At 40.8% G+C, this 9349-nt stretch carries 8 protein-coding genes; 7 read left to right on the top strand and 1 reads right to left on the bottom strand.

The genetic code is table 11. The features are described from left to right. Together PLA23_RS06805 and PLA23_RS06800 are read left to right on the top strand one after the other, a co-directional pair. On the top strand, nucleotides 1–880 hold an 880-nt coding region (locus PLA23_RS06805; protein ID WP_324474569.1), incomplete at its 5' end, for a nucleotide sugar dehydrogenase. A 138-nt stretch (nucleotides 881–1018) separates the two neighbouring features. Then, entirely contained in the window at nucleotides 1019–1957 is a 939-nt protein-coding gene (locus PLA23_RS06800) for a GDP-mannose 4,6-dehydratase (protein ID WP_324331619.1), read from the top strand. Nucleotides 1958–2060: 103 nt separating this feature from the next. On the opposite strand, the gene gmd is transcribed toward PLA23_RS06800, so the two are convergent. Next, entirely contained in the window at nucleotides 2061–3110 is a 1050-nt protein-coding gene (gene gmd / locus PLA23_RS06795; RefSeq protein ID WP_324331621.1) for a GDP-mannose 4,6-dehydratase, read from the bottom strand. Nucleotides 3111–3269: 159 nt separating this feature from the next. On the opposite strand from gmd, the gene PLA23_RS06790 reads away from it, so the two are divergent. From PLA23_RS06790 to wecB, 5 genes are all read left to right on the top strand, one after another. Continuing rightward, the gene (locus tag PLA23_RS06790; protein WP_324474567.1) at nucleotides 3270–4232 is read left to right on the top strand and encodes a glycosyltransferase family 2 protein; all 963 of its coding nucleotides are present in this window, start codon (nucleotides 3270–3272) and stop codon (nucleotides 4230–4232) included. A 658-nt stretch (nucleotides 4233–4890) separates the two neighbouring features. Next, entirely contained in the window at nucleotides 4891–5967 is a 1077-nt protein-coding gene (locus PLA23_RS06785) for a DegT/DnrJ/EryC1/StrS family aminotransferase (RefSeq protein ID WP_324331449.1), read from the top strand. Further along, nucleotides 5967–6872 carry a Gfo/Idh/MocA family oxidoreductase gene (locus PLA23_RS06780; protein WP_324474565.1) on the top strand — a complete coding sequence of 302 codons (906 nt, stop codon included), beginning with the start codon at nucleotides 5967–5969 and terminating at the stop codon, nucleotides 6870–6872. The genes PLA23_RS06785 and PLA23_RS06780 overlap by 1 nt, the downstream gene beginning before the upstream one ends. 2 nt (nucleotides 6873–6874) lie before the next feature. Next, a complete protein-coding gene (locus PLA23_RS06775) occupies nucleotides 6875–8305 on the top strand; it encodes a nucleotide sugar dehydrogenase (protein ID WP_324474563.1) in 1431 nt (476 codons plus the stop codon). A gap of 84 nt (nucleotides 8306–8389) precedes the next feature. Then, the coding region (gene wecB, locus PLA23_RS06770) for a non-hydrolyzing UDP-N-acetylglucosamine 2-epimerase (RefSeq protein WP_502883599.1) at nucleotides 8390–9349 on the top strand (960 nt) is incomplete at its 3' end.

Below are 9349 nucleotides of genomic sequence, written 5' to 3'. Positions count from 1 at the left end.
GGTAGGACGGCTTATTCAGAATATTCAGGAGCATGACCGAATAGTTGGAGGAATTGATGATGATTCAACCAGGCGGGCGATTGAATTATATGAGCCGGTTCTCACAAAGGGTCGGATCATTCCAATGACTGCAACAGCCGCTGAAATAACCAAAACTGCGGAAAATACCTTACGGGATCTCCAGATTGCAGCTGCAAATCAGCTTGCTCTGTATTGTGAGGCGATGGGTGTTAATTTTTATGATGTCCGTGCGGGTATAGATTCTCTGAAAGGAGAGGGGATTACCAGGGCAATTTTATGGCCTGGAGCAGGTGTTGGCGGGCATTGCCTGACAAAAGATACCTATCATCTGGAACGGGGTATAGAAATTGCAGGAATCAGCCCTCTTGATTATCCAAAAGGGCATGAATCGCTCTATGTTCTGGCACGACAGGTGAATGATTTTATGCCTGTTCATATGTTTCACCTGGTGCTACAAGGCCTGAATTACGTGAAAAAGGACATTCGTAACTCCAAAATTGCACTATTGGGTTTTTCATTTCTTCCAAATACTGATGATGCCCGGAATACTCCGTCGGAGAAATTCTTCAGAATCTGTAGTGAACATGGTGCACTGGTTCATGTTCATGATTCATGGGTGCAGGAATATTCTGGTATCAGACTCTCATCTGCTATTGAACCGGTGCTGACAGATGCAGATGTCCTTGTTTTCATGACCGCTCATCGTATGTATTATACAGTGGATTATGATTGGGTGAAGAGATTGATGCGGCCTGTTCCGGTTCTGGTTGATGGACGGAATGTTGTTGATCCTGATGTAGTCATCCAGACAGGGTTTGTCTACGAAGGAATAGGGAGAGGCGATAAAAATTTTCTATGAATATTCTTTTCACAATCCCATATGTAGTTCCTCACGTGACAGAATCCACAATTACTATGCTATATGACCATCCCAGCTTCCATGTGTTTCGATCACAATGCGATTCCATGTATTGCTGATTAAAATGAAGGACCCGGAATGAGTAAGCGATATCTTATCACCGGCGGTGCAGGTTTTATCGGTTCACATCTTTCACATGCTCTGGTAGCCAGAGGGGATCGGGTGATCATTCTTGATTCACTGGATTCTGGCAATTTATCGAATATAGCAGATCTTCTGAATCATGAATCCGTTGCGTTTATAAAAGATACTATTGTAAACGGACAAGGACTATTATCTCTTTGCAGCAGTGTTGACGGGATATTCCATCTTGCTGCACTGGTTTCAGTTCAGCGTTCGATTGATGATCCCAGGTTCAATCATCAGGTAAATATTGATGGCCTCTTTGAGGTATTTGAGGCTGCCAGAATTGCGAAAGTACCAAAAATTGTTCTTGCATCATCTGCAGCTCTCTATGGAAATGCCTATGATCCCCCTCATAAGGAATCATTCTCCCCGGTTCCTCTTTCACCTTACGCGGTCGGAAAACTTCTTTCTGAATCATATGCGGCCGTCTATACGGATCTTTATGGTGTTCGGTCGGTTTGTCTCCGGTTTTTTAATGTATATGGCCCGAAACAGGATCCTTCATCACCCTACTCAGGGGTGATCTCCAGGTTTATGGATGCTCTCTCCAGGAATGATTATCTCACCATATTTGGGGATGGAGAACAGACCCGTGATTTTGTGTATGTTCAGGATGTCGTACAGGCATTACTGTTGGCGATGGAACAGAATGTATCAGGGGTATTTAATGTGGGTACTGGCTGTTCTGTATCGATTAATAAGCTTGCCAGGGTAGTGATGCAGGTTGCAGGAAAGGAGGTTATGATCCGACATCTTGACGCCCGTCAGGGTGAGGTGCGTCATTCCTGTTCTGATATTACGAAGATATCGAATGAAATGGGATATAGGCCCGGATATTCATTACATGAGGGAATCACCGAGACCTATAAGTGGTGGATGAAAAAAGCGTAAGTTGGTATAGCTTTCAAATCGGTTTTGGTAAATAAAATACGTCGGTAAAAAAGAGAAAGGATGCTGATAAGAAAAGAAATGAGAGGGATTTTAGTAATCAGCATTAATCCCGAGCCCACCATCGTGCAGGAAATTTCTTTTCAAGAATATCATATCCTTCCCCGACCGGAGTAAGCCCTGCTGCTTTCATATCTGCATCTACCATAATCTTCACCAGTTCAGAAAATTTTATCTTAGCTTTCCATCCAAGTTTCCTTTCTGCCCGTGACGGATCGGCAAGCAGTGCTTCAACTTCGGTTGGTCTGAAGTATTTCTGATCAATTTTTACGTGTTTCTCCGGCTCCAGACCTGCATAGGTAAAGGCAGCATCAACAAACTCCCGCACGGTATGTGTCTCACCGGTCCCGATGACATAATCATCCGGTGTATCCTGTTGCAGGATCTTCCACATGCACTCAACATATTCGGGGGTAAATCCCCAGTCCCGTTTTGCTTCAAGGTTTCCAAGATAGAGATATTTTTCTTTCCCGGCAAGGATTGCGGCAATACCTCTTGTGATCTTCCGGGTAACAAAGATCTCACCTCGCCGGGGTGATTCGTGGTTAAAGAGGATACCGTTGCAGGCGAACATATTATATCCATCACGGTAATTCCGTGTCATCCAGTACGCATAGAGTTTTGCGCAGGCATACGGGCTTCGGGGCCAGAAACAACTCTCTTCATTTTGTGGTGGGGCGATGTGACCAAACATCTCACTGGATGAGGCCTGATAGAACCGGACATTCGGGTTGCTTCTTCGAATTGCTTCAAGAATCCGGGTTGTGCCAAGGGCAGTTACATTGCCCGTATATTCGGGTGTTTCAAAACTGACCCTGACATGACTTTGTGCTCCAAGGTGATAGATCTCATCTGGTCTGATATTATAGAGGACATTTGAGATCATCTCAGAATCAGAGAGATCCCCATAATGGAAAAAAATCCGTGCATCAGGATCGTGTGCATCGACATATATATGGTCAATTCGGTGGGTGTTGAATGTTGAGGCCCGGCGGACAAGCCCATGTACTTCATATCCTTTTGAAAGAAGGAGTTCGGCCAGATAAGACCCGTCCTGACCGGTGATTCCGGTGATGAATGCGGTTTTTGTGGGCATAAATTAGAAAGTCACTAAATATAGTCTATTAGGGAAAAATATAATCTCCTATCCTTAATAGACTATATGGAAAACAATAATTTTTAATAAGAATGCATACATAAAATATTATTGAATAATATATTTTTTAATTTATGCTCGTAATTATGGCGTAATTACATGGTAAAAATTAGTATAATTGTTCCTTCTTATAATAATGCAAAGTTTTTATCTGAATGTATTGAGAGTGCTCTGACCCAGACATTTGATGATTTTGAACTGATAATTGTTGAGGGAGGTTCTAGTGACAATTCTCTTGAAATTATTAAAGAATACGCTAAGAAAGATGACCGTATACGTGTAATCATCCATCCCCAAAATTTAGGTGTTTCGAGGGCCAGAAATGATGGCATTCTTGCCTCATCAGGGGACTTTATTGCGATTCTCGATTCTGATGACATCATGCTGCCAACACGTATTGAAGAGTTATATAATGAAATTTCAAAAAATTCTAATTATGGACTTGTCCATTCAGACGTGTATGTAATAAATGAAATTGGTGAAATTCAAGGAAAAATTATCGGAAAAGAACATCTCTCTAAAGGATATATCTGTGGAGAAGTCTTACGGCGAAGGGGCTGCCATATAGGATATCCCATGTTTCGCAAAACTTCACTTCTCGATGTAGGACTGTATGACGAGTCCCTTCGTGGGGGCGAAGATTATGATTTATACACGCGAATAACCCAATACTATCCCGTCGCTTATGTTCAAAAACCTCTTATTTTATACAGGCGGCATGGATCTAATACCTCTAGTAAACTTCATCTGATGGTCAATGACTATAAAAGATACCTTGACAAGACTTTTGAAAATGACAAAGGGAATATGTATACAAAAATTATGCATGAAGCATATGTTCATTATTATCTTGATAAAATGAATCTTGATTTTTTGGAAGATAAAAAGAAGTTCCTCCTCCGGTTTGTTCAAAATATATTGAATTTTATAAAAAAGCAACCCACCCTGTTTTTTAAATTATTATATCCTTTTTGTACAATCTTTTCTATCCGCATCTGTTCAATTATCAGAAAGAAAATTGCGTTTTTATGTAAAGTAAAATATGTCCAAATTGGATGGTAATTTTCAAATATCTTTTTTTATAAGCTTCACCCTAATGTACACATCATTTGTTGGATATATTACTAGGAGATGAGAAATTATTGAATTTTATCGCACAAATATTTTAGATAATTTAAGAATAACGCTTGATTTAGTAAATTCAGGATTCCAATCAGGATATTATCGTGATCAGGATACGTTGCCCGGCTGTTTTATAAGGGAAATTACGATGTTAAATTTGCAACAGAAATCCATGAAGAGGCCCGCATTAGTCATTCGTTCTCGTCAGGTCATGATGGACTGACCTGTGAAAAAACCATAATAGCAAACCACATATTAACTGAATCAGGGGCAAAAAACTTTAAGGGATTACATAATGAGAGTGCAACCAAATCTTAAGAATCATATTAACTCACCATCCGTTTCATTAATTGAATTATATTGTTTCATTGGACCGAATCTGAATACCAAAGTGATAGCTATGTCCCTCATGATGATAATAAACCAAATGTTAAAATTATTAACGATCCACCTCAATTGGGGCAAATCACACTATATTAACCCAAAAAAATGTTCCGATTCCTGAATAAAAGAGGAAGTGTCGTGATTGAAGTTTTTCATTCGAATATACTGCAAAATTTAGCACATATTGTAGATTTTCCAATAGGAGCCATAAAAAATGATTAATATTGCAAAACCGGATATCGGGGAAGATGAGATTGAAGCCGTAAGCAGAGTCATGCGCTCAGGGATAATTGCCAGTGGGAAAGAAGTAACTTTATTTGAAAATGAGTTTGCAGAATTTTGTGGGACTTCGGATGCAGTTGCAACAAGTAATGGAACCACCGCTCTTCACGCGGGTTTGCTCGCATGTGGAATTCGTAGTGGCGATGAGGTAATTATTCCTTCTTTTACATTTATTGCAACTGGAACTTCGGTAAGTATGTGCGGAGCACGTCCTGTTATGGTAGATATTTGTGATGACACGTATGGGATCTCTCCAGATGCCATATTAGAGGCAGTATCTCCCAAAACGAAAGCGATAATCGGCGTCCATCTTTTTGGACACCCATGTAATGTATCCGCAATTCATGATATTTGTGAAGACCACAATCTTTTATTTATTGAGGATTGTGCTCAGGCACACGGGGCCACCTATAGGGGTAAAAAAGTGGGTTCTTTTGGAAATATTGGGTGTTTCTCATTCTATCCAACAAAAAACATGACAACTGGGGAAGGGGGTATGATTACAACCAGTGATTCCTCTCTTTGTGATCATGTTCGGATATTAATAAACCATGGTCAAAAGAAAAAATACCTCCATACTGAATTGGGTTATAATTATCGAATGACTGATATTTGTGCAGCCATTGGAAGAATTCAGTTAAAAAAAATATTTCACTTTAATGATTCAAGAATGAGAAACGCATCTTTCCTATCGGATCATATCAATCATCCCGATATCTCGACTCCAACGATAATGAAGGATTGCAGTCATGTTTTTCATCAATATGTCATACGGGTAAAAAACGGAAGACGTGATAATCTTGCATCGTATTTATCTGAACATGGAATTGGATCTGCGATTCATTATCCCATTCCAGTACATGAGCAACCTGTCTTCTCACACCTGAACAATCCGACCTGCCCGGTTTCATCGCAATCGGCGCAGGAAGTGCTGAGCCTTCCAGTGTACCCCGGGTTGTCTGAAACGGAATTAAAATATATTTGTGATGTTATTAACCGGTGGTCATAATGGATGTTGGTGTTATCGGATCAGGAATGATGGGTCAGAACCATGTCCGGGTTTATTCTGAGTTAAGAGAGGTTGATTCGGTTGTAATTTACGATGTTAATGCAGATCAGGCAAAAAAAGTTGCATCAATTCATAATGCAGATATCGCACATACCTATGAAGAATTATTTCACCGGGTGGATGCGGTCAGTCTTTGTGTGCCAACGCCATTTCATTATGATGTAGCTATGAAGGTCATCAATGCTGGCATTCATATGCTTATTGAAAAGCCCATATGCCTCTCTTCTGGTGAAGGAAAAAAACTGGCAGAACAAATCACTGAAGATCTTGTAATTGGCGTAGGTCATATCGAGCGGTTTAATCCAATCGTTGCAGAAATTGCCCAGATGATCTCCAATCCTCTCTATATTGAGTTTAAGCGACACAATCCCACATCTTCGCGGGTTACAGGTAGTTCTGTCGTAGAAGATCTTATGATTCATGATATTGATATTATCCTTCACTCTCTCGGTTGTTCCCAGGTGTCAGTACAGGCAAAGGGAGATGATGACATTGCCGCTGCATTATGTACTCATTCACAGACTCTGATTTATCTCTCTGCCAGCAGAAAAGCTTCCAAGAAAATCAGGATGGTCCACATTGAGCAGGAAGATATGACTATTCAGGGAGATTTCATGACTCAGGAGATATATGTCTACCGAAAACCTGGTCAGTATACTGTTGAACGCGATCGGTATATTCAGGAAAATATCGTTGAAAAAGTTCTTGTTTCAAAACAAGAACCACTTCGAACAGAATTATCTACATTTCTTCATTCGGTAAAAACAGGAAAAAAATTTCCTATCACTCCTTATGAGGCGATAGAGAATCTTGAATTATGTGAACAGATTAAAGGAATGTTTTAAATATGAGTACTTCATTGGCTGATTCTTTTAATGAACGCGGTCCGATAAAAACCATTGGCGTTGTTGGAATGGGATATGTCGGAATTCCGGCTGCAGCACTGTTTGCTCAATCGTTCCCGATGGTATATGGATTTCAAAGAGATTCAATAAGTTCTGGATATAAAATATCGTTATTAAATTCTGGAAAAAATCCTTTAAAAGGAGAAGAGCCCGGGTTGGACGAGCTTATTCATAATGTCGTGTTTAAAAAGAAGTTTGAGTGCACATCCGACTTTTCGAAAATTTCTATCTGCGATGCGGTAACGATTGCCATTCAGACACCTTTTGTAAATTCAAAGGATCTTATTCCAGACTTTAGTGCTCTGGAAGAAGGAATAAGGCAAGTAGGTAAGTACCTTACAAAGGGAACACTGGTGGTTCTTGAATCAACAATCACCCCCGGCACAACTGCAATCTGGGCAAGAAAAATTCTGGAGGAGGAGTCAAAACTTGTTGCAGGGAGGGATTTTGGTCTTGCACATGCTCCTGAGAGGGTAATGGTTGGGAGATTATTACAAAATATTCAGGAGCATGATCGTATTGTCGGAGGAATCGACGATATTAGTACAAAACGCGCTATGGAATTGTACGGGCCGATTCTAACGAAGGGTAAGCTCATTCCGATGACAGCTACTGCTGCAGAAGTTACAAAAACAGCAGAAAACACATTTAGAGATCTGCAAATCGCAGCAGCAAATCAACTTGCTCTCTATTGTGAAGCGATGGGAATAAATTTCTATGATGTCAGGGCCGGGATCGATTCATTAAAAGGTGAGGGAATTACTCGTGCAATTCTATGGCCTGGTGCAGGGGTTGGTGGGCACTGTCTGACAAAAGATACATATCATCTCGAGAGAGGGGTTCGTATTACAGAACATGAACAGGTTGATTTCCCTGTCGGAGTTGAATCGTTATTTGTTACTGCACGATCGATTAATGACTTCATGCCATTGCATATGTTTCATCTTTTGAAGAAGGGGCTTACACGAATAGGGAGCGAAATAACAGGAAAAAAGATTGGATTACTGGGCTGGTCATTTCTTTCAAACACTGATGATGCCCGGAATACGCCTGCTGAACCTTTTTATAATCTTTGCAAAGAAGCGGGGGCGGATATTTTTGTACATGATCCCTGGGTAACACATTGGCCAGGAATTGAGATCCATTCAGATATTAAGAGGGTTCTTTTGGATACAGATGCAGTAATTATCTTCACTGCCCATCGGATGTATTATGACCTGACACCCACCTATATCCGTGAATTATCAGGAAAAAACAAATTTGTTATTGTAGATGGTAGAAATGTGATTGAACCCGATTCTTTTATTCAAAATGGATTTGTATACCTTGGTATTGGAAGAGGGGATAAAAATTCTCATCCGATTGTTGGGTAAGATAAACTTTTGAATTATATGGGTCGGATTGTTTCAATTGTCGGTGCTCGTCCGCAGTTTATCAAGTGTGCACCGGTATCAAAGATGCTGAGAAAGGTTTGTGATGAAGTGTTGGTTCATACTGGTCAGCATTACGATGCGGCGATGTCTGATGTGTTTTTTGAGGAATTAGGGATACCCACTCCTGATTATAATCTTGAGGTTGGTTCAGGATCACATGGAGAACAGACAGGACGAATGTTGGCGGCAATAGAACGTGTTTTGTATGATGAGAAACCTGATTTGGTTCTTGTCTATGGAGATACAAATTCAACACTTGCGGGGGCTCTTGCAGCGTCAAAATTGCATATTCCTGTTGCACATGTGGAAGCAGGACTTCGGAGTTATGATCGGCGTATGCCTGAGGAGATAAACCGGGTTCTTACCGACCACATTGCGGATATACTCTTTGCCCCGACCAAGGCCGCGGTAGATAATCTTAAACGGGAGGGTATTGGTGAAGAAAAAATCCACCTGGTTGGCGATGTCATGTATGATGCGGCACTTTATTATGGTAAACGAGCCCAAGAGTTAAGCCAAATATTAGACCAGTACCAACTTCAGCCAGGCAAATACATATTGACTACCATTCATCGGGCTGAGAATACTGATGATCCTGTTCGTCTCAAGGCAATTTTTGAGGGGCTAGTACAGGTAGCGAAGGAAATCCCGGTAGTGTTGCCCTTGCATCCTCGCACCCGGGCAGCCTTAATACGGGATGGCTTACATGAAATGGCCATTAATTCTCTTATTGTAATCCCACCAGTTGGTTATTTGGATATGGTTATGTTAGAAAAAAATGCCCGTTTGATTGCTACTGATTCGGGTGGCGTGCAAAAGGAGGCTTATTTTTATAGAGTGCCCTGTGTTACCTTGCGGGAAGAGACGGAGTGGATAGAGTTGGTGGAAACGGGGTGGAATAGTTTGGTGAAACCTATAGAATCTGAGATTATAGCTAATAGCGTTATGAGCTGTATTGCAAATCAGAGTGATGTTAATATTAAC

Origin of the sequence: Methanospirillum sp., from assembly GCF_035406105.1 — an archaeon.
Classification (GTDB): Archaea; Halobacteriota; Methanomicrobia; order Methanomicrobiales; family Methanospirillaceae; genus Methanospirillum.
The sequence above is the reverse complement of the archived record's forward strand: the minus strand, read 5'-3'. Positions and strand labels throughout refer to the sequence as shown.